Below are 19,113 nucleotides of genomic sequence, written 5' to 3' on the forward strand. Positions count from 1 at the left end.
CCGGGAACGTGGATGGATGCTTCGTTGCCTGCCCCCTGCAGGCTCCGAAGGTTGGAAGGGCGGCAGGTTCCGGCCCCGGGTGTTAGCGCAGCGTCAAGGATCTCCCCGATCCGGTCCTGGCGTGCTCCAGCCAGGCCTGGAACATCAGGATCCCCCAGAGGTGGGTGTGCCATTTGCGCTCGCCGGCCTGGAAGGCGTTCCACAGGGCGCGGACCGGCGTCGGGTCGAAGTGCCCCTCATCGCGCAGCCGGCGTTCCTCGAGCTGCGCTTCGCCCCAGTCGCGCAGCGGCCCGCGCAGCCAGTCGCCTACGGGTGCGCCGAAGCCCGACTTCGGCCGCTGCACCAGTCCATCGGGCAGGTAGCGGCCGAGCAGGCGCTTGGGCAGGTGCTTGAGCCGGCCGTCCTGCCACTTCATCGCCATGGGCAGGGACCAGGCGAACTCGGCTACGCGCCAGTCCAGCAGCGGCGCCCGTGCTTCCAGCGACACCGACATGCTTGCGCGGTCGACCTTGGTGAGGATGTCCTCGGGCAGGTAGCAGGCGAAGTCCAGCGCCATCAGTGCGTCGGCGGGCGTGCCGTTGCGCGGCAGCGCGGCCGGGTCGTCGTAGGCGGTGGGCAGGCGGCGCGCGCCGATGACCACGGCTTCGGGCTCGCGCCAGCGCTGAACGCGCTGGCGCGCCGCGCCCTGCAGTCCATCGGCGGCCAGCGCGGCGCGGAACGCGGCCAGCCCACCGGCTCGCGCGGCCTCGCCGCGGTCGCGGCCCAGCAGCCGCCGCAGCGGTGCGGGAACGCGCGCGGCCATGCGGTGGTTGCGCAGGGCGCGCGCATAGCGGCCGTAGCCGAAGAACAGTTCGTCGCCGCCGTCGCCGGAGAGAGCCACGGTCACATGGCGGCGGGTGAGCTCGCACAGCAGCGTGGTCGGCAACTGCGAGGAATCGGCGAAGGGCTCATCGAATACCCGCGGCATCGACGGCACCAGGTCGAGCGCGGCGCGGCCGTCCACGCGCAGCTCGGTGTGCTCGGTGCCGAGGTGTTTCGCGACCGCGGCGGCGTGCGCGCTTTCGTCGTGCACCGCGTTGTCGAAGCCGATCGAGAAGCTGCGCACCGGCCGTGGCGACTGCGCCTGCATCAGCGCGGTGACCAGCGAGGAATCGGTGCCGCCGGACAGGAAGGCACCCAACGGCACGTCGGCCTCCATGCGCAGCGCGGTGGCGTCGCGCAGCAGGGCGTCGAGCGCTTCGAGCGCCGAGGTCTCGTCGCCCTCGAAGCCGCGCTCGATCATCGCTTCCTGGCGTTCCCGGGCGCTCCACCAGGCCTGCTGGTCGCGCGCCGGATCATGCCCGGAGATGCCGTCGGCCAGCCTGGCCGCATCGATGCGCAGCAGCCGGCCCGCGGCCAATTTGTGCACGTCGCGCAGGATCGCGTGGGGGGCCGGGATGTAGTCCAGGCGCAGCAGCAGCGCCAGCGCATCGGGATCGACTTCGCTACGCAGGGCGGGGTGGGCGCGCAGCGCCGCCAGTTCGCTGCCGAAGACGAAGCTGCCGTCGCCGCTCCAGCCGTAGTACAGCGGCTTCTTGCCGACGCGGTCGCGTGCCAGCCAGAGTTCGCGCGCCCGGGTGTCCCAGGCCGCGAACGCGAACATGCCGTTGGCGCGGGCCAGGGCTGATTCCACGCCCCACTGCGCGATCGCAGCTACCAGGATCTCGGTGTCGGAATGGCCACGGAAGCCGTGCCCCAGCGTCGTGAGTTCGGCGCGCAGCGCGGCATGGTTGTAGACCTCGCCGTTGTAGGCCAGCTGCCAGCGCCCGTCCGCCGAGGCCATGGGCTGGTGGCCCAGCGGGCTGAGATCGAGGATCGACAGCCGCCGGTGCGACAGCACCAGGCCGGCCGCGGCGTCGACCCAGGTGCCGGCGTCGTCGGGGCCGCGGTGGGCGATGGCGGTGCCCATCGCCGCGCCCAGTGCGTGCAGGACGCCGGCGTCCTCGGGTTTCGGCGCCCAGGCGCCTGCGATTCCGCACATCGTGGCGGCCTCAGTCGTCCGCCGCGCCGGGCGCCGGCGGCGTCGCCACCGCCTGCCCGTTCTGCAGCAGCCAGAGCATGATCGTCTTCTGGCGCACGTAGTTGGCGCGCACGTAGGCGTAGACCAGGCCGTGCCAGCCATCGAGGAAGCCGCCGCGCAGCAGCCAGCCGCGCCAGAAGCGCCAGGCCGGCGACAGCACCAGCTTGCCCAGGGTGGCGCGCTTGCCGCGGGCGAAATCGTGTTCGGCCATCATCCGTGCGTAGCGCTGGGTCTTGGCCAACTGCTGCTCCAGCGAGCGGTAGGGGAAGTGGACGAGGTCGCCGGCCAGGGTGCGCACGGGGCCGTCGACGCTGGCCGCCTCATGCACCTCGCGGTCGCCGCGCCAGCCGCCGCAGCGGCGGTCGAACAGGCGCAGCACGTGATCCGGGTAGGCGTTGCCGTGGCGCAGGAACCGGCCGAAATAGTTGTCCAGGCGGGCGAAGCGGTAGCCGGCGGCATCGCCGAAGCCTGTGGCGCGCGCGGCTTCGATCGATGCCCGCAGCGCTTCGCCCACGCGCTCGTCCGCGTCCAGACACAGCACCCAGTCATGGGTCGCCTGCGCCACCGCGAAGGCCTTCTGGCTGCGGAAACCGTCGAATTTCCGCTGCAGTACGCGCGCCCCGGCGGCGCGGGCGATGTCGGCGGTGGCGTCGGTTGAGCCGGAATCGACCACCACGATTTCGTCGCAGAATGCGAGCGAGGCCAGGCAGTCGCCGATCCGGTCGGCTTCGTTGAACGCGATAATGCAGGCCGACAGGGCGGGGCCCGGGCTGGAGGAGGTGTTGATGGCGGACTACCTGTTGTTCGCGACCGAGCGCTACGCGCTGCCCATCCTGCAACCGCTGGCAGATGCCCTGCAAGATGCCGGCCACAATGTGCACGCCTGGCTGGTCGATGGCGCTGCCGGTTCGAGCCTTGCGGCTCCGGTGCGGATGCTCGGCGGCGCGCGCGAAGCCGTGGACCTGCGCCCGCGCGCCGTGTTCAGCGCGGCCAACTGGGTGCCGCCCTTCGTCGGCGGGGCCAAGGTCCAGCTGTTCCATGGCTTCAACGTCCAGAAGCGCGACGATGCGCGCGGCCACTTCCGGCTGCGCGGGCTGTTCGACCTGTACTGCACCCAGGGGCCGGCGACCACGGTGCCGTTCCAGGCCCTGTCCGCGCGCGCCGGGCACTTCAAGGTGGTGGAGACCGGCTGGCCCAAGCTCGATCCGCTGTTCGTGTCGGAGGATCCGCGGGCCACGGGGATGCGCGCCGCGGCCGGTGGCCGCCCGATGGCGATGTTCGCCTCCACCTTCACCGAGCGCCTGAGCGCCGCACCGCACCTCTACGATGCCATTGCCGCCGAAGTGGCCGCCGGCCACCGCTACTGGCTGCTGACCTTGCACCCCAAGTGCGCGCCGGCCCTGGTCGAGCGCTACCGCGCGCTGGCCGGCGCCAACGCGGCCTTCGTCGAGACCGAGGAACTGGTCAGCGCCGAGCGCGCCGCCGACGTGCTGGTGGCCGACACCACTTCGGTGGTGAGCGAGTTCGTGGTCCAGCGCAAGCCGGTGGTGACCTTCCGAAACCGCGTGCCGAAGCCGTACATGATCGACTTCGACGATCCATCGGCATTGCCGGCGATGCTGGAACAGGCCTTCGCGCCGTCGCCGGCACTGCGGTCCGCGCTTGATGCCTGCGCCGAAGACATCCACCCCTGGCGCGACGGCCGCTCTTCGCAGCGCGTGATCGCCGCCACGGAGGCCCTGCTTGCCGGCCGGCTCGGCCAACTGCGCAGGCGCCCCTTCACCGCCCTGTACCGGGGCCTGCAGATCCGTCGCGAGCTGGGCTACTGGGGGCCGACGGGCCACTGAGCCCGCGCTGGAGCAGCCACAGCCGCACCGTCTTCTGGCGCGCGGTGTCGGCGGTGACATAGGCATAGACCAGACCCGCCCAGCCGTCGCGGAAGCCGCCGCGCAGCAGCCAGCCGCGCCAGAAGCGCCACCATGGCGCCAGCACCAGCTTCGTCCAGCTGGCCCGCTGGCCCCGGGCGTGCGCGTGTTCCGCCATCATCTGCGCGTACTGGCGGCCCTTGGCCAACTGGTGCTCGAAGGAGCGGAACGGAAGGTGCAGCAGGTCGCCGGCCAGGGTGCGCACCGGGCCGTCCACGCTTGCGGTTTCGTGGATCTCGCGCTCGCCGCGCCAGCCGCCGCGGCGGCGGTCGAACAGGCGCAGCTTGCGGTCGGGATAGGCGTTGCCGTGGCGCAGGAAGCGCCGGAAGTACGCCGAGCAGCGTGCGAAGCGGTAGCCCGCCGCCCCTTCGAAGCCGCCTGCGCGCGCCGCCTGGATCGAGGCCGCCAGCGCGGGCGTGACGCGCTCGTCGGCGTCCACGCACAGGACCCAGTCATGCGTGGCCTGCGCTACCGCGTACTGCTTCTGGCTGCGGAAGCCGTCGAAAGGGCGCACCAGCACGCGCGCCCCGGCGGCCGCGGCGAGGTCGCGGGTGGCGTCGGTGGAGCCGGAGTCGACCACGACGATCTCGTCGCAGAACGCCAGCGATGCGAGGCAGTCGCCAAGCCGGTCGGCCTCGTTGAAGGTGATCACGGTGGCGGAGAGGGGAACCGGCTTTGGCATGGGGATCGCTGCGCCGCGGCGGGGTGCGGGCGTGGCGGGAGTATCGGCATGGAAGATTGCAACCTGTCGGTCGTCCGGGCGTCGCCGTGCTGTCACCTGCGCCGGCGATGGTGCCGCGGATGGAGTCCGTGCCCGCCGCCAGCATCATCTTCACCACCTACAACCAGCCAGACTGGCTGGAGAAGGTGCTGCTCGGCTTCGCCGCCCAGGACCGCGACGATTTCGAAGTGCTGGTGGCCGACGACGGCAGCGACGAGCGCACGGCCGAGCGCCTTCGCGCGCTGCGGCCGCTGTTGCCGATGCCGGTCCGCCACCTCTGGCAGCCCGACGAGGGCTTCCGCAAGTGCGAGGCCCTGAACATGGCGATCCGCGCCGCGCGCTCGGACTACCTGGTGTTCACCGACGGCGACTGCATCCCGCGCGCGGACTTCGTGTCCACCCACCTGCGGGAACGAGAGCCGGGGCGCTTCCTGTCGGGCGGCTACCACAAGCTTCCGATGGCCACGAGCCGGGCGATCACCGCGAAGGACATCCGCGCGCAGCGCTGCTTCGACGCCGGCTGGCTGCATGCCCATGACATGCCGCGCTCGCACCGCGACCGCAAGCTCACCGCGGGCCCCGGCGTCGCGCGCCTGCTCGACCTGGTCAGCACTGCGCGCGCGAGCTGGAACGGGCACAACGCCTCGGGCTGGGCGCGCGATGTGCTGGCGGTGAACGGCTTCGACCAGCGCATGCGCTACGGCGGCCAGGACCGTGAATTCGGCGAGCGCCTGGCCAACGCCGGGATTCGCGGCAAGCGCATCCGCCATCGCGCGGTCGTGGTCCACCTCGACCATCCGCGCGGCTACGCCACCGAGGACAGCATCGCCTTCAACCGGGCCCTGCGCGCGGAAACCCGGCGCAGCGGGCGCACCTGGACCGGATTCGGGATCAGACCAGGCGCTGCGCCGGCCACGCCGGTGCCCGCGGCGGCCTGACGGCGAGGGCCAGATCGGCTACCAGCGCAGCGGCATGTGCGCCAACTCCGCCGCCAGGTGGCGGTGCAGGGCGCGCGCCTCGGCCAGGGGCATCAAGCGCAGGCGCAGCGACGGCGTGGTGGGCCGGGCACCGGCGGTGTCCAGCCACAGCGTAGCCATCCCGAAAAAGCGGTCCAGCGGCGACTGCTCCAGCCGCAGCGCCTGGATCTTGTCGATCTCGGCGAAGCGCCAGTGCCGCGACCACCAGCCGGCGCGCACCGCGACGAGCCGGCCGTCCAGCGCGTAACCGGCGAGGCCGGCGTGCCGGCGTGCGACGAACGTGGCCCACGGTGCCCAGGCCAGGATGGCCAGGCCCGGCGGGCCGAAATGCCAGCAGGCGCCCCCCGCAGCCAGGATCGAGAGCGCGACGCCGGGCAGCGCCAGGCGCAACCAGGCCCGTGGATGCAGGCGTTGCCAGGTTGGCGGGGGCCAGGCCGCGCCTGGAAGCACCTCGCACACCAGGGTGTCGCAGGCCTCGGGCGTGGCGATCGGCGCGACCTCGCGAAGGCCGCGTTGCTCGCCGCCCTCGCCCGCGCCGGCGGCGGTGTCCACGTGCAGCGAACGCCGTCCCAGCAACCGGTGCAGCAGGCCTTCGCGCAGGGTCCAGGCCTGGATGCGCCGCCGCGGAACGCTGGTACGCAGGCGCGTGAGCAGGCCACGCTCCACCGTCAGGCGGCGTCCCTGCATCAGCAGCCTGAAGCCGTGGTACTGGGTCAGCGCCAGCAGGATCGACAGCAGCCGCAGCAGCGCCATGGCGAGGACCACCACCATCGCCACCGCCAGTGCACGCCCCGCGACCCCATGGGCGAGGGTCCCGACGTGGCCCATCACCTGTCCGAGCAACTCGCGCACCAGGTCGGCCAGCATGCGGTCGGGCAGCGCCTGCCACGCCACCGCGAAGGCGCCGGCCACCACCACCATGCCGCGGTTGCTCACCAGGCCCAGACGCACCAGTTCGCCGAAGGGGAGCTGGAGCATGAGCCGGCCGGCGTCATCGCCGTCGTCGATGCCGGCCGGGTTGTCGGTGGTGGTGGTTGCGGCAGTGGAGCCGCGGGTGCGGATCAGCCGCTCCAGCGCCAGCGCCTCGCCCATGCGTAGCACGCGCATCTCGGCTTCGGGCTTGGTGCCGCCCGCCGACTCCAGCCGGACTTCGGCGACGCCGAAGGCGCGGTGCAGCAGGTTCTGGTGCAGGGCCACGTTGTGGATCCGCGCGAACGGCACCTGGCGGACGTTGCGCTCGAGCAGGCCGTCGCGCACCACCAGGCGGTCGGCTTCGACCTCGTAGCGGTAGGTGAAGTACTTCCAGACCGAGGCCGCGGCGAGCGCGGCCACGCCCACCAGCGGCCACAGCGCGTAGCTGTCGCCGCGGCCGAGGAACACCAGCACCAGCAGCGGCACGATGAACTGGCGCAGCTGCTGCAGCAGCACGAACAGCCACGACCAGGGGTGGAGGCGGCGCTCGTGGCCGGTCGACGGGGCCGGCGCCGCGTCGCCGCCTGCGGGCGCAGGGTGCGCGGGATCCTCAGGCGACGGCGTGTGCATCATCGTCATTGTCCACCTGGCGTGCGAGCTGGTCGCGCAGGCGTGCGGCTTCGTCGGCGTCCAGCCCGGAGACGGCCACGGCGCTGTCGCGCGTGCCCGCGGTGTGCACCACCAGGGTGGCGAGCCGGAAGCGCCGTTCCAGTGGCCCGTGCTTCAGGTCCACGTGCTGCACGCGGGTGCGCGGCACCCGGGTCTCGACCTGCCACATGCGGCCGCGGCGGTAGCCGAAGCCAGTGTCGTCGAGCAGCCAGCGCGTGTGCCGGTAGCGGCGCAGCGCCAGCCACAGGCCCCAGGCCGGCAGCAGCACCAGGGCCGCCAGCGCCGCCGGCAATGCCGGCCAGGGCCATGTCAGCAGGCGCCCGACCAGGACCAGCGCAGGCACCACCGGCACCGACCAGCCCAGCACGTGGGTGATCAGGAACATCGTTCGCGCGCGGGGCGGCAGGGGCTGCCAGCCGGCATCGTCGGTCATCGCCCGATCTCCAGGTCGCGGTAGGGGTTGGTTTCACCGCTGCCCGGCGGGCGCAGGGTGTAGCGCTTGTAGGTCCACTGGTACTGCGCCGGCGCGCGCCGCGCCATGTGCTCCACGCCGGCATTGAGCGCGGCGACGGAGACCGCGGTGTCGGGGTCGTGGATCCCCGGGGGCGCCGGATCGATGCGCAGCGCATAGGCCAGGTCGTCGCCCGGCAGGCGCTCGCAGCAGCAGAACAGCACCGTCGCCCCGCTGCGCTCGGCCAGCCGCGACAGCAGGGTCATCGTCAGCGCCTGCACGCCGAAGAAGGGCGCGAACTCGCCGTCACCGGCCTTGGGCTGCTGGTCGGGCAGGATCCCGACCACGCCGCCGTCCTTCAGGGTCTTGAACAGCTGGCGGATGCCCGGGCCCTCGGCGCGGACCTGGGTGACCCGGCCGGCGTCGGTGTCCGCGCGCACCTTGCGCAGGAAGGCTTCGCCGACCTTCGACTCCGGCGGCTTGTACAGGATCGCCAGCGGCGTGCGCGCGGCCAGCCACTGGTTGAGCAGCTCCCAGTTGCCGTGGTGCGGTGCGGCCACGATCAGCCCCCTGCCCGAGGCGAGGGCGGCGTCGAACAGGTCCTCGCCGTGGCGCTCGCGGATCAGGGCCAGGTTGTCGGCGTGCGGCCGGGTCCACAGGCGCAGGGTCTCGACCGCCTGGCGGCCGGTGGTGCGCATCGTCTTGCGGTGCAGCGCCTCGCGGGCGGCGGGGTCGAGGCCGGGCAGCGCCAGCTCCAGGTTGCGCAGGGCGACCACGCTTTCGCGGGCGCCGGTCCGGCGCACCAGCCAGCCCAGGCCATCGCCCAGCGCGCGTTGCAGCGGCCACGGCAGCCGCCCCACCAGGGCGGCGATGGCGTACAGCAGGCTTGCGAGGAGGTCGGTCATGGCGAGAGTCTAGCCGGCCTGTTCATCGCCCAGAGGACGCCCGCCGATGCTCCTGCTTCTGCAGCGCGTGACCCATGCCAGCGTCGAGGTCGAAGGCGAAACCGTCGGCGCGATCGGCCCCGGGCTGCTGGTGCTGGCCGGGATCGAACCCGGCGACGGCGCGGCCGAGGTCGGGAAGATGGCCCGGCGCCTGCTGGCCTACCGGGTGTTCGCCGACGACGAAGGGCGCATGAACCGCTCGCTGGCCGACACCGGAGGCGGCCTGTTGCTGGTCAGCCAGTTCACCCTGGCTGCGGACACCCGTTCCGGCCTGCGCCCGGGCTTCAGCACCGCCGCGCCGCCGGCCGAGGCTGAACGCACGTTCAGTGCGCTGGTGGCCGAATGTCGCCGACTTCACCCCCGGGGGGTGGAAACTGGCCGCTTCGGGGCCCATATGGCGATAAGCCTTACCAACGACGGTCCGGTCACCTTCCTGCTGCGTAGCTGAGCCCCCGCGCAGGATGGTATAATTACGGGTTCACTTTTTCCTACGGTGCGCGCCACATGGCGAACGAGCGTCCTGCCCCGCAGTCCGACATCAAGCTCCTGATTTCCAAGGGGCTCGAGCAGGGTTACCTGACCTATGCCGAGGTCAACGACCACCTGCCCGACGACCTGGTCGATCCGGAGCAGATCGAAGACATCATCGGCATGATCAACAGCATGGGCATCGAGGTGCACGAAAGCACCCCGGATGCCGAACAGCTGCTGCTCTCCGGCGACTCCGGCGGCAACCGCGACGTCGACGACACCGCCGCCGAAGAGGCCGCGGCCACGCTGACCGCGCTCGACGGCGAGGGCGGCCGCACCACCGACCCGGTGCGCATGTACATGCGCGAGATGGGCACGGTCGAGCTGCTGACCCGCGAGGGCGAGATCGCCATCGCCAAGCGCATCGAGGAAGGCCTGAACCAGATGGGCGCCGCCCTGGCCAGCTTCCCGTGGTCGGTCGAGATGCTGCTGGAGGACTACGAGCTGCACAAGGCCGGCAAGAAGCGCCTGGCCGAGATCGTGGTCGGCTTCACCGACGGCCTGGACGATCCGGAGCCGCCGGCCGCGGCCGCGAACGACAACGCCGGCACCGCCGATGCCTCGGGTTCGGACGACGACTCCGACGATTCCGACGACGACGACGACGACAGCTCCAGCGACGAGCCCGCGCCCACCGGCCCCGACCCGGTCGAGGTCGCGCGCCGCATGGACGAGATGGGCGCCGCCTACGCCAAGTTCCAGAAGGCCGTGGCCAAGGGTGGCCCGACCGCCAAGCCGGCGCTGAAGCTGCGCGAGGAAATGGCCACCACCTTCACCAGCTTCAAGCTGCCGTTGCCGCTGACCGACGTGCTGGTCAGGAAGCTGCGCGACGTGGTGGGCGAGATCAAGGACCACGAGCGCCGCATCCTCGACCTGTCCACGCGCGTGGCCAAGATGCCGCGCAAGGACTTCATCCGCGCCTGGGACGGCAACCAGACCAACCTCGAATGGGTCGACGAGCTGCTCAAGCGCAAGCAGAAGTGGGCCAGCGGCCTGCGCGAGGTCAAGGACCAGATCATCGCCGAGCAGGAAGCCACCCTCGCCATCGAGAAGGCGATGATGGTGACCCTGTCCGACCTGCGCGAGATCAACCGCGCCATGGCCTACGGCGAGGCCAAGGCCCGCAAGGCCAAGAAGGAAATGGTCGAGGCCAACCTGCGCCTGGTGATCTCGATCGCCAAGAAGTACACCAACCGCGGCCTGCAGTTCCTGGACCTGATCCAGGAGGGCAACATCGGCCTAATGAAGGCGGTCGACAAGTTCGAGTACCGCCGCGGCTACAAGTTCTCGACCTATGCCACCTGGTGGATCCGCCAGGCGATCACCCGCTCGATCGCCGACCAGGCGCGCACCATCCGCATCCCGGTGCACATGATCGAGACGATCAACAAGTTGAACCGCATTTCCCGCCAGATGCTCCAGCAGTTCGGCCGCGAGGCCACGCCGGAGGAGCTGGCCAAGGAAATGGACATGCCGGAGGACAAGATCCGCAAGGTCATGAAGATCGCCAAGGAACCGATCTCCATGGAGACCCCGATCGGCGACGACGAGGACTCGCACCTGGGCGACTTCATCGAGGACACCAACGTGATGTCCCCGATCGACAACACCACCGACATCAACCTGTCGGAAACCGTGCGCGACGTGCTCGCCGGCCTGACCCCGCGCGAGGCCAAGGTGCTGCGCATGCGCTTCGGCATCGACATGAACACCGACCACACCCTCGAGGAAGTCGGCAAGCAGTTCGACGTCACCCGCGAGCGCATCCGCCAGATCGAGGCGAAGGCGCTGCGCAAGCTGCGCCACCCGAGCCGCTCGGAGCAGCTGCGGAGCTTCCTCGACATCGAGTGAGCGCCGCGGTGGCGTAGTGGAGGAGAAGGCGCACCTGGTGCGCCTTTTCCATTTTCGCGGCGGACGCGATAGCGTGCCGCGATGGACATCAGCTTCCAGGGCGCCGCCGGCGGCGTCACCGGCTCCTGCCACCTTGTCCGCGTCGGCGGCCGTGCGGTGCTGCTCGACTGCGGCCTGTTCCAGGGGCGGCGCGAAGAGGAGGCGCACAACCGCGACCCCTTTCCCTTCGATGCGGCCTCGCTCGATGCCGTGGTCCTGAGCCACGCCCACGTCGACCACAGCGGCCGGCTGCCGATCCTCGTCCGGCGCGGCTTCCGCGGCCCGGTCTTCGCGACCCCGGCCACCATCGACCTCGCGCGCGTGCTGCTGCGCGACGCCGCCCACCTGCAGGAGGCCGACGCCGAGCGCGAGAACCGGCGCCGCCAGCGCGCCGGCAAGGGCCTGGTGAAACCGCTGTTCACCCGCGAGGACGCCGAGGCCACGCTGCGCCGGTTCCGCCCGCTGGAATTCGACGCGCCGACCGAGGTCGCGCCGGGCGTGCGCGCGACCCTGCTGCCCGCCGGCCACATCCTCGGTGCCGCGAGCGTGGTCCTGGACCTCGAAGAGGACGGGCGCAGGCGCCGCGTCGCCTTCAGCGGCGACCTCGGCCAGGACGACAGCTGCATGCTGCCCCCGCCGCGGCCGCCCGATCGCGCCGACCTGGTGCTGCTGGAGAGCACCTACGGCGACCGCAACCACCGCGTCCGCGCCGTCACCCTGCGCGAGATCGGCGAGGTGCTGGACAGCGCCTGGGAAGCGGGCGGCAACCTGCTCATCCCCGCCTTCGCGATCGGCCGCACCCAAGAGCTGCTGACCCTGTTCGCGCAGCACTACGACGCGTGGAAGCTCGACCGCTGGCTGCTGTTCGTCGACAGCCCGATGGCGATCCAGGCCAATGACGTGCACCTGCGCCACGACGGCCTGTTCAAGGACGATGCGCGCCCGCTGTTCGCCGGCCGCAGCCTGCGCGAGCTGCTGCCCAACCTGCGCGAGACCGTATCCACCGAGGAGTCGATGCGGATCAACGCGATCCGCCGCGGCGCCCTGGTGATCGCCGGCAGCGGCATGTGCAACGGCGGCCGCATCCTGCACCACTTCCGCTACAACCTCTGGCGCCGGGAGTGCCGGGTGATGATCGTGGGCTACCAGGGCGAGGGCACGCTCGGGCGCCGGCTGGTGGACCGGGCGGAGCGGGTCACCATCCACGGCGAGGAGATCCGCGTGGCCGCGGGCATCCACACCGTCGGCGGCCTGTCGGCGCATGCGGGGCAGGACGAACTCGCGGCGTGGTACGGCGCGATCGAAGGCGGGCCGCCGCTGGTGCTGGTGCACGGCGAGGCGCGCGGGCGCGAGGGGCTGGCGGCGCGGGTGCGGGCGGAGTTCGGGGTGGAGGCGCGGCTGCCGGGGTATGGTGAGCAGATCGAGCTCTGAGGGAGCGCGGCGGCGGCGCAATCGGTAAGATCCCTGCCTACGGGCCTATAGCTCAATGGTTAGAGCAGGGGACTCATCGAAAGGTGCCGCCGCGCAGTAATGCGCGGACGGGAACGGGATGAACTCAGGGAAACCTCAGCGGCGCGCCTGGCGCGGACGGTGGCAATCCTGAGCCAAGCCGGAGGTACACCGCCGGAAGGTGCAGAGACTACCTGAGGGCTGCAGTGCCCTTGATCACAGGCTCGAGCGTCCCGCACCCCACCCGCCACGGCGGAGGGTGAAGAGATAGTCCGCGCCGGGGGGAAACCTCCGGACCACGCGAATCCCTTGGTTCCAGGTTCGAGTCCTGGTGGGCCCACCAAAACACGCGCACCATACGCCAACGCACTGAATTCCGGGGGGAAACACGCCCGGAATCGAGAAGGTGGACGCCCGGATGTGTTAAAAATGGTGGTCTTTTCCGGCCCTTCGGCCGCATGCCACCAGGAGTCCCATGACGCGTCCCTCTTCGCTCGACCGCGAGCAGCTGCTGGCCTGCGGCCGGGGTGAAATGTTCGGCGAGGGCAATGCCCGCCTGCCGGCACCGCCGATGCTGATGATGGACCGCATCACCCACATCGCCAGCGAGGGCGGTGCCTACGGCAAGGGCGTCATCAAGGCCGAGCTCGACATCGATCCGGGCCTCTGGTTCTTCGACTGCCACTTCCTCGGCGACCCGGTGATGCCGGGTTGCCTGGGCCTGGACGCGATGTTCCAGCTCGCCGGCTTCTACCTGCCCTGGCTGGGCGAGCCCGGCCGCGGCCGCGCCCTGGGCTGCGGGGAACTCAAGTTCTCCGGCCAGGTGCTGCCGACGGCGAAGAAGGTGGGCTACGAGATCGACATCAAGCGCGTGATGCGCGGCAAGGTGCCGCTGGTGATCGCCGACGGACGCACCTTCGTCGACGGCAACGAGATCTACCAGGTGAGCAGCATGCGGGTCGGTCTGTTCAAGAACCTCGAGGACTGAACATGCGCCGCGTAGTCGTGACCGGGATGGGCATCGTTTCCTGCCTCGGCAACAAGCTCGATGAAGTCTCGCGCGCGCTGCGCGAGGGTCGCAGCGGCATCACCGCGGTGCCGGAATACGCGGAGCTGGGCCTGCGCAGCCAGGTCGCCGGCGTACCGGTGATCGACCTGGACGCGGAGATCGACCGCAAGCGCAAGCGCTTCATGGGCGATGCCGCGGCCTATGCCTGGGTGGCGATGCGCGACGCGATCGCGCATGCAGGGCTGTCGGCGGAGCAGGTCAGCGATCCGCGGGTCGGCGTGATCGCCGGCTCCGGCGGTGGCTCTGCCGAATGGCAGGTCGCCACCGCCGACCTGCTGCGCGAAAAGGGCGTGCGCAAGGTCGGGCCGTACATGGTGCCGCGCACGATGTGCTCGACGGTCTCGGCCACCCTGGCCACCGCCTTCGGCATCCTCGGCCTGAGCTATTCGATCTCCGCGGCCTGTGCCACGTCCGCGCATTGCATCGGCGCCGGCGCGGACCTGATCCGCCACGGTGCGCAGGACATCGTGTTCGCCGGCGGCGGCGAGGAAGAGCACTGGACCATGAGCGTGATGTTCGACGCCATGGGCGCGCTGTCCACCGGTTTCAACGACACGCCTGCGGTGGCCTCGCGCCCCTACGATGCCGGTCGCGACGGCTTCGTCATCGCCGGCGGCGGCGGCATGCTGGTGCTGGAGGAGTACGAGCACGCGAAGGCGCGCGGTGCGACCATCCACGCCGAGCTGGTCGGCTACGGCGTGACCTCCGACGGCGCCGACATGGTCGCGCCCAGCGGCGAGGGCGCGGTGCGCTGCATGCAGAACGCGCTGGCGAACGTGACCGCACCGGTGGACTACCTCAACACCCACGGCACCTCGACACCGCTGGGCGACATCGTGGAGCTGGAAGCGGTGCGCGCGGCCTTCGGCGACGCGATCCCGCCGCTGTCCTCGACCAAGGCGCTGACCGGACACTCGCTCGGCGCGGCCAGCGTGCACGAGGCGATCTACAGCCTGCTGATGATGCGCGACGGCTTCATCGCGGGTTCGGCGCACATCGACCAGCTCGATCCGCGCGCCGAGGGCTACCCGATCGTGCGCGAAAGCCGCGAGGCGAAGCTGGACACGGTGATGTCGAACAGCTTCGGCTTTGGTGGCACCAACGGCACCCTGGTGTTCGCGCGGGTCTGACGCGTCGTGCGTACCCGGCACCCGCGCGGTGCCGTGGTACAGCGCGTCCGGAACCCATCATTCCACGGCTGGGCCTTCGCATTCCGCGGCGGCGACGTAGATTGGATGCCTACGTCACCACAAGCGATTGGACCTGTCCCGTGAACCTCCCGTTCGAACCTTGCGACCTCGGTGGCCTGGCGCTGCGCAACCGCATCGTCATGGCGCCGATGACCCGTTCCCGCGCCACCACCACCGTGCCCGACGCGCTCACCGCGACCTATTACGCGCAGCGCGCGGGCGCGGGCCTGATCGTCACCGAGGGCGCGCAGGTCTCGGAGCAGGGGCGCGGCTACCTGTTCACGCCCGGCATGCACACGAAGGCCCAGGTCGCCGGCTGGAAGGCGGTCACCGATGCTGTGCACGCCGCCGGCGGCGCGGTGTTCGCGCAGCTCTGGCACGTGGGCCGGCTGTCGCACTGTTCGCTGCAGCCGGGCGAGCGCGCGCCGGTGAGCGCGGTGGCCAAGGCTGCCGCCGGCGTGCAGGCCTACGGCTACCGCGAGGACGGCACGCCGGGGCAGATGCCGGCCAGCACGCCGCGCGCACTGGCCGCAGGCGAGCTCCCCGGGATCACCGGCGATTTCGTCGCCGCGGCGCGCAACGCGATCGAGGCCGGCTTCGACGGCGTCGAGATCCACGGCGCCAACGGCTACCTGTTCGAGCAGTTCATCAACGGCGGGCTCAATACCCGCGACGACGCCTACGGTGGCAGCGACATCGGCAACCGCCTGCGCTTCGTGATCGAGACGGTCGATGCGGTCGTGGCCGCCATCGGCGGCGATCGCGTGGGCATCCGGCTGTCGCCATTCAACCGCGTCTTCGACATGCCGGCCTTCGAGGGCGAAGCCGAGACCTGGCTGGCGCTGGCGCGCGAGCTGTCCACGCGCGGCCTGGCCTATGTGCACCTCAGCAACCGCGCGGCGATCATGGCGTCCGCCGGCGAGGATTTCCTGCGGGCCTTCCGCGAAGCCTGGGGCGGCACGCTGATCCTGGCCGGGAACTACACGCGGGAAAGCGCGGCGGCGGACCTCGAGGGCGGCCTGGCCGACCTGGTCGCCTTCGGCCGGCCCTTCATCGCCAACCCCGACCTGGTGGAGCGCCTGCGCAACGGTTGGCCGCTGGCCGAGGGCGACACCGCCACCTTCTACGGCGGCGGCGCGGTCGGCTACACCGACTATCCCGCCTATCGCCGCGAGCCCGAACCGGCCTGACCACCGCCGGCGCGCCGACGGTGCGATCATCGGGCCACGAACACCTCGCCAGCCACCATCACCACCGGGAGCCGCGACATGATCGAACTCGTCATCCAGCAGCGCCGCCGCGACCTCGGCGCCTTCGAAGTCGGCCGCGTGCTGCCCTACGCGAAGCGGCGCATGGTCGGACCCTACGTCTTCTTCGACCGCATGGGCCCGAAGGACCTGGCGCCGGGCCTGCCGCGCGAAGCCGACGTGCGCCCGCACCCGCACATCGGACTGTCGACGATCACCTATCTGTTCGACGGCGAGATCATGCACCGCGACAGCCTCGGTTCCGAGCAGGCGATCCGTCCCGGCGAGGTCAACTGGATGACCGCCGGCCGCGGCATCACCCATTCCGAGCGCTTCGAGGAGCTGCGCGCCCACGGTGGCCCGATGGACGGCATCCAGGCCTGGGTGGCGCTGCCCGACGAGCGCGAGGAAATGGATCCGGGTTTCTGGCACTACGCGAGCGATTCGCTGCCGCTGTTCGACGGCGACGGCATCGTCGGGCGCCTGATCGCCGGGCGCCTCGCGGGCGTGGAATCACCGGTGGCGGTGGATTCGCCGCAGTTCTACGTGCATTGGCAGCTGCGCGCCGGTGCGCGCGCGCCGCTGCCGCCGGAGTACAGCGAACGCGCGGTCTACGTCGCCAGCGGCGAGGTGGAGATCGACGGCCAGCGGGTCGACGCCGGCAGCATGGCGGTGCTGTCGCCGGGCAAGGCGGCGACCATCGCCGCGCTCGGCGATGCGGTGGTCATGGCGCTCGGCGGCGAGCCGGTCGGGCCGCGCTGGATCGACTGGAACTTCGTGTCCTCGTCGAAGGAGCGCATCGAGCAGGCCCGCGCCGACTGGGCGGCGGGGCGGATGAAGCTGCCCGACCTCGACAACGACGAGTTCATCCCGCTACCGCCCAAGATCGGCACGCCGCGGGAACCCGAGCCGATGTCCTAGTCCGTTGCCGCGACCCGCGTTGCAGCAGGCAGGCGCTCAGGGCGCGGGGCGGAACGTCACCCGGGTCGACACCGCGACATCGTTCGGAATGATCGACAGGTCGCCCCAGTCGCCGGCGCCGACGCCGAAGTCCAGGCGCTTCACCGTGGCCTTGCCCGACAGCACCGGGCGCTCGCCCGGGGTCCAGGTGAGTGTGAGCGGCACCGTCTTCTTCACGCCGCGCAGTTCCAGCGTGCCGTCGGCGACGTAGCGGTTGTCGCCGATGCTGCGGAAGCCAGTGGCGGTGTAGCGGGCGGTGGCGAACTTCGAGACGTTGAAGAAGTCGGCGGTCTTCAGCGTGCCGTCGCGCTCTCCGTTCTTGGTGTCGGCGCTGGCCAGCGGGATGCTGACGTCCAGCTTCGCGTCCTGCGGCGCGGCGGGGTCGAAGCTGAGCGTGGTGCTGAAGTCGGGAAACAGGCCGACGAAGGTTTCGCCCTGGTACTCGCTGGCGAAGCTCAGCGCGCCCGAGGCCTGGACGTAGTCGGCGGCGGCCGCGGGTGCGGCGGCGAAGGCGGCGGCCAGCGCCAGCGGAAGGATGCGGTTGCGGACGTGCATGGGATCAGTTCTCCGTATCGGGTCGGGCGGGCGGGTCGTCGCGGCGCAGCGAGGGCAGCATGCGGCGTAGGGTGTCGTCGCCCTGGAAGAGGTGGTGGTAGAAGGCGGCGCCGGCATGCGCCAGCACCAGCAGGAGCAGCAGCCAGAAGCCGTATTCGTGCACCTGGATGGCGGTCGCGGCGAGGTCTTCGCTGCGCCCGGCGATGGCCGGCAGATTGAACTGCTTGAACCACTGCAGCGGGTAGCCGGAGGCCGAGTTGAACAGCCAGCCGCTGACCGGCATCGCGAACATCAGTGCGTACAGCGCCCAGTGCGTCACCGTGGCGATGCGCTCCTGCCAGCTCGGCGTGCCCGGCACCGGCTCCGGCGCGCCCGCGTACAGGCGCCAGGCCAGGCGCAGCGCGACCAGCGCCAGCAGGGTCAGGCCCAGCGACTTGTGCAGGGCATAGGCGTTGATCTTGGCCGGAGTGGGCGGCATGTCGACCATGGTCAGGCCGAGCCATGCGATCCAGGCGATCAGGATCACGACCGCCCAGTGCAGGAGCTTGCTGACGGCGCCCCAGCGGCGGTCGGAATTCTTCAGTTGCATGGCTTCGGCTCCGTGTCAGTGAAGTCGTGGCAGGTCGAACACGAGGATCTCGGCGTCGGCGCCGCGCTCGATCTCCACGCGCGGCTCGTCGGCGTACAGCAGGGCGTCGCCGGCGGACAGGGCCCTGCCGTTGACCACCGCCTTGCCGCGCGCCAGGTGCACATAGGCCAGGCGGCCGGGCGCGATGTCCAGCGTAGCGTGCTCGTCGCCGTCGAACAGCCCCGCGTGCATGCGGGCGTCCTGGTGGATGCGCACCGAACCGTCGCTGCCGTCCGGGCTGGCGACCAGGCGCAGGCGGCCGCGCTTCTCGGCCTCGGTGTAGGCCTTCTGCTCGTAGCCGGGCGCGATGCCCTGGGTGTCGGGGATGATCCAGATCTGCAGGAAGTGGGTGCTCCGGTCGGTCTCGTGGTTGTACTCGGAGTGGGTGACGCCGGTGCCGGCGCTCATGCGCTGCACCTCGCCGGGGACGATGCTGGCGGCGTTGCCCATCGAATCCTTGTGCGCCAGGCTGCCATCGAGCACGTAGCTGATGATCTCCATGTCGCGGTGGCTGTGGGTGCCGAAGCCCTGGCCGGCCTGGACGCGATCCTCGTTGATCACGCGCAGCGGGCCCCAGTGCACGTGGCGGGGGTCGTTGTAACCGGCGAAGGAAAAGCTGTGCCAGGAGTCGAGCCAGCCGTGGTCGGCGTGGCCGCGTTCGTTGGCGGGGCGCAGGCTGATCATGGTGCTAGGCTCCGGTGTCCGTATGCGGCAGCGCCGCGACGGGGAGGAGCTTGATTGATCTTCAAAACAGAATAAACAGCCACAAATGGCAGTTATTGTTCTGTTTATGATGTTATTGCTGGCGCCACGGCGTGCCTGCGCAGTTCCGCAGCTGCAAGGTCTTTTGTTCCGTAGATGCGATCATTCGTTCCGAAAAGAGTAGTAAATACGCATTTTCAGAACGATACACTGCCGGCCTCGGTTGATGCCCGC

General features: G+C 70.8%; 18 protein-coding genes. 9 read left to right on the forward strand and 9 right to left on the reverse strand.

Translation table 11 applies throughout. The features are described 5' to 3' along the window. Positions 1–82: 82 nt before the first annotated feature. Positions 83–2,020, reverse strand: coding sequence for an asparagine synthase (glutamine-hydrolyzing) (gene asnB, locus E2170_RS08880; protein WP_133000315.1), 1,938 nt, complete (start codon positions 2,018–2,020; stop codon positions 83–85). Between the two features lie 10 nt (positions 2,021–2,030). Beyond that, positions 2,031–2,846 carry a glycosyltransferase family 2 protein gene (locus E2170_RS08885; RefSeq protein ID WP_133000316.1) on the reverse strand — a complete coding sequence of 272 codons (816 nt, stop codon included), beginning with the start codon at positions 2,844–2,846 and terminating at the stop codon, positions 2,031–2,033. Here E2170_RS08885 and E2170_RS08890 point away from each other — a divergent pair. Further along, positions 2,842–3,906 (forward strand): CDP-glycerol glycerophosphotransferase family protein, encoded by a 1,065-nt coding sequence (locus tag E2170_RS08890; protein WP_207914986.1) that lies wholly within the window; start codon positions 2,842–2,844, stop codon positions 3,904–3,906. The two genes, E2170_RS08885 and E2170_RS08890, sit on opposite strands and share 5 nt — an antisense overlap. Here E2170_RS08890 and E2170_RS08895 read toward each other — a convergent pair. Next, entirely contained in the window at positions 3,839–4,666 is an 828-nt protein-coding gene (locus E2170_RS08895) for a glycosyltransferase family 2 protein (protein WP_133000317.1), read from the reverse strand. The two genes, E2170_RS08890 and E2170_RS08895, sit on opposite strands and share 68 nt — an antisense overlap. Before the next feature lie 56 nt (positions 4,667–4,722). Between E2170_RS08895 and E2170_RS08900 the strand changes: the two genes are divergently transcribed. Beyond that, on the forward strand, positions 4,723–5,643 hold the full coding sequence (locus E2170_RS08900; protein ID WP_207914959.1) for a glycosyltransferase family 2 protein: 921 nt from the start codon (positions 4,723–4,725) through the stop codon (positions 5,641–5,643). An 18-nt stretch (positions 5,644–5,661) separates the two neighbouring features. Here E2170_RS08900 and E2170_RS08905 read toward each other — a convergent pair whose 3' ends face one another. The 3 genes from E2170_RS08905 to E2170_RS08915 are packed head-to-tail and all read right to left on the reverse strand — an operon-like array spanning position 5,662 to position 8,619. Further along, positions 5,662–7,227 (reverse strand): PH domain-containing protein, encoded by a 1,566-nt coding sequence (locus tag E2170_RS08905; RefSeq protein ID WP_243708129.1) that lies wholly within the window; start codon positions 7,225–7,227, stop codon positions 5,662–5,664. Beyond that, positions 7,205–7,696 (reverse strand): PH domain-containing protein, encoded by a 492-nt coding sequence (locus E2170_RS08910; protein WP_133000318.1) that lies wholly within the window; start codon positions 7,694–7,696, stop codon positions 7,205–7,207. The genes E2170_RS08905 and E2170_RS08910 overlap by 23 nt, the downstream gene beginning before the upstream one ends. Then, positions 7,693–8,619: a lauroyl acyltransferase gene (locus E2170_RS08915; protein WP_133000319.1), complete on the reverse strand. Its 927-nt coding sequence runs from the start codon at positions 8,617–8,619 to the stop codon at positions 7,693–7,695. The genes E2170_RS08910 and E2170_RS08915 overlap by 4 nt, the downstream gene beginning before the upstream one ends. Positions 8,620–8,665: 46 nt before the next feature. Here E2170_RS08915 and dtd point away from each other — a divergent pair, with 46 nt between their 5' ends. From dtd to E2170_RS08950, 7 genes are all read left to right on the forward strand, one after another. Then, a complete protein-coding gene (dtd, locus tag E2170_RS08920; RefSeq protein WP_133000320.1) occupies positions 8,666–9,106 on the forward strand; it encodes a D-aminoacyl-tRNA deacylase in 441 nt (146 codons plus the stop codon). Positions 9,107–9,162: 56 nt separating this feature from the next. After that, positions 9,163–11,040 (forward strand): RNA polymerase sigma factor RpoD, encoded by a 1,878-nt coding sequence (gene rpoD / locus E2170_RS08925; RefSeq protein WP_133000321.1) that lies wholly within the window; start codon positions 9,163–9,165, stop codon positions 11,038–11,040. Between the two features lie 81 nt (positions 11,041–11,121). Next, positions 11,122–12,510, forward strand: coding sequence for an MBL fold metallo-hydrolase RNA specificity domain-containing protein (locus E2170_RS08930; protein ID WP_133000322.1), 1,389 nt, complete (start codon positions 11,122–11,124; stop codon positions 12,508–12,510). 493 nt (positions 12,511–13,003) lie between these two features. Further along, positions 13,004–13,516 (forward strand): 3-hydroxyacyl-[acyl-carrier-protein] dehydratase FabA, encoded by a 513-nt coding sequence (fabA, locus tag E2170_RS08935; RefSeq protein WP_133000323.1) that lies wholly within the window; start codon positions 13,004–13,006, stop codon positions 13,514–13,516. A gap of 2 nt (positions 13,517–13,518) precedes the next feature. Beyond that, positions 13,519–14,727 (forward strand): beta-ketoacyl-ACP synthase I, encoded by a 1,209-nt coding sequence (gene fabB, locus E2170_RS08940; RefSeq protein WP_133000324.1) that lies wholly within the window; start codon positions 13,519–13,521, stop codon positions 14,725–14,727. 140 nt (positions 14,728–14,867) lie between these two features. Beyond that, positions 14,868–15,977, forward strand: a complete 1,110-nt coding sequence (locus E2170_RS08945) for an alkene reductase (protein ID WP_133000325.1) — start codon at positions 14,868–14,870, stop codon at positions 15,975–15,977. 81 nt (positions 15,978–16,058) lie between these two features. Continuing rightward, entirely contained in the window at positions 16,059–16,955 is an 897-nt protein-coding gene (locus E2170_RS08950; RefSeq protein WP_425477873.1) for a pirin family protein, read from the forward strand. Between the two features lie 36 nt (positions 16,956–16,991). On the opposite strand, the gene E2170_RS08955 is transcribed toward E2170_RS08950, so the two are convergent. Genes E2170_RS08955 through E2170_RS08965 form a run of 3 tightly spaced genes read right to left on the reverse strand, consistent with a single transcriptional unit; the run spans position 16,992 to position 18,861 of the window. Then, a complete protein-coding gene (locus E2170_RS08955) occupies positions 16,992–17,549 on the reverse strand; it encodes a YceI family protein (RefSeq protein WP_133000327.1) in 558 nt (185 codons plus the stop codon). 4 nt (positions 17,550–17,553) lie between these two features. Further along, a complete protein-coding gene (locus tag E2170_RS08960) occupies positions 17,554–18,138 on the reverse strand; it encodes a cytochrome b (RefSeq protein ID WP_133000328.1) in 585 nt (194 codons plus the stop codon). A gap of 15 nt (positions 18,139–18,153) precedes the next feature. Further along, entirely contained in the window at positions 18,154–18,861 is a 708-nt protein-coding gene (locus tag E2170_RS08965) for a pirin family protein (protein WP_133000329.1), read from the reverse strand. Between the last annotated feature and the right edge of the window lie 252 nt (positions 18,862–19,113).

The organism is Luteimonas arsenica (assembly GCF_004352825.1).
In the GTDB taxonomy this organism is placed as follows: domain Bacteria; phylum Pseudomonadota; class Gammaproteobacteria; order Xanthomonadales; family Xanthomonadaceae; genus Luteimonas; species Luteimonas arsenica.